The sequence below is a fragment of the Pseudoneobacillus rhizolycopersici genome (genome assembly GCF_054786815.1).
Genome location: NZ_JBTOOE010000059.1, coordinates 1 through 1,973 on the forward strand (window position 1 = coordinate 1; position 1,973 = coordinate 1,973).

Below are 1,973 nucleotides of genomic sequence, written 5' to 3' on the forward strand. Positions count from 1 at the left end.
AGGATCAAACTCTCCAATAAAGAGTTGATAAAAGCTCAAAAAGTTAATCTGGCTTGTTAAACTTCTTAAAAAGAAGTCTTGTTAATGTTTGGTTGTTTAGTTTTCAAAGAGCAATTACTGCATGACAGATTATTAATCTATCACCATTTCATCAATGTGTCAATCACTTTTTTAAAATAATGTTACTCGGTAGCAACAGGATTTATAATAACAAATCCCTTGTTAAAAAGCAACTATATTTTCAAAAGTTTTTTTCATCAACCTGCTCTGTCTCAGCGGCAGAATCTTATAATACATTTTTATTCTCAATTCGTCAATACACTTTTTAAAAAATATTTAAATAATCTCTTGTGCTTTGTATTTTTACAAATATAAATTTCAAACAAACGTTTGTTTGATATAGTATTTATATAGAGAGAATCAATAAATAAGGAGAGGTTTTATTTGCAGGATGTCATCACTAAAACACCTCTTGCTGAGAGGTTTGAGACAGCTTTTAATCGCATACATAAGTGTCTGATTAATTTAGTGCGGAATGCTAAAAGCGATGCTTTTAAAGAGCTTTTGAACTCTGGCAGTGCCCACGCCATTATACGTACCCATAGGCAGGACCTTTCACAATATGCTAAGCTCCGAAATTCACTTGTCCATGAGAAAGTTAGGGCAAAGTTTTATATCGCTGAACCTCATGAGGATATCGTCATACATATTGAAAAATTGGCCGATCTATTTGAACTACCTAAAAAGGCCCTTCAAATTGCCAGTGCTCCGGTACTTTATTACAAGCCTGAAACGCCTTTAAAAGATATTATCAAAATTATAGATCGATTATCGTGCTCGACGTTACCTATCTATGATCATTCAGGGTTTTTATGGCTTTTAACTTCTGAAGGGGTTATTCGCTGGTTGTCCCAACAACCGCTGTCCAACATATCCCTTGAGGGCGTTCAAGTTCAAGCTGTACGTCCTTACGAAAAACCGCATGAAGTTTTATTTAGAAACAGCGAAATTGATATATATGAAGTAGAAGAATTATTTGAGGATTATCATTTGGCCCATAAAAAGCTGGAAGCCGTCATTATCACCGAAAATGGAGTCAAAGGTGAAAAACCTTTAGGCATTATCACCACCTGGGACCTAGTTGAAATTGATGCAATGGAACAAGAACTGGAATAAATCACGACTAAGAGATGGTAAGATTAATTTGTTTAAGGGGGGATGAGGAATGGATGATGGAAGAAAGCGTGCTTTGGAGGAGGAAGTTAGGCTGTTGCGTCAGCTTAATGGCAACCGAGCGGAGATTCTTCGAATTGATCGTGAATTAGGAAGATCATCTTGGGAAACAGAATATGAGGATAAGCGATATCATTATGTCGATTTAACAAAGGTTCATAGCCAAGAACCTTCTACATCAAAAACTTCAGATCATGATGATGTAGATGACGATGATGGTATCGAAAAGAAAGAATGGTATCAAGTAACAAATAAAGATATCGAAGAGATTGAGAATAAGACCTGGTACACAAGAACCGATAAAGAAGTAGATGCCTTAGAAAGGCACTACGATACTGGGAACGATAAATACGAATATGATCATCAATACGGTGATGTTTACTGCAATGACTGCGGTGAGAAGGAAAGCCTGTGCAAATGCTGTGACACTTGCGATAGTTATCCTTGCCAATGCTGTTATACCTGTAAGGAGTATCCATGTGAATGTTGCCCTACCTGTAAAGAGGCACCCAGATACTGTAAATGCTGCGACAAATGTGATACATACCCGTGTGAATGTTGTCCGAACTGCGATCAACCCGATCGATATTGCAAATGCTGTGACTCCTGTGGGGATTATCCATGCAAGTGCTGTTCTACCTGCGATGAATATCCTTGCAAGTGCTGCTCTACCTGCGATGACTATCCATGCAAGTGCTGCTCCACCTGTGATGATTACCCATGCAAGTGCTGCTCCACCT

At 37.9% G+C, this 1,973-nt stretch carries 2 protein-coding genes; both read left to right on the forward strand.

Annotated elements, in window-relative coordinates:
• Positions 1-444: 444 nt before the first annotated feature.
• A complete protein-coding gene (locus tag ACX9YW_RS22820) occupies positions 445-1,176 on the forward strand; it encodes a DUF294 nucleotidyltransferase-like/CBS domain-containing protein (protein ID WP_460350996.1) in 732 nt (243 codons plus the stop codon).
• 413 nt (positions 1,177-1,589) lie between these two features.
• On the forward strand, positions 1,590-1,973 hold a 384-nt coding region (locus ACX9YW_RS22825; RefSeq protein ID WP_460350998.1), incomplete at its 3' end, for a hypothetical protein.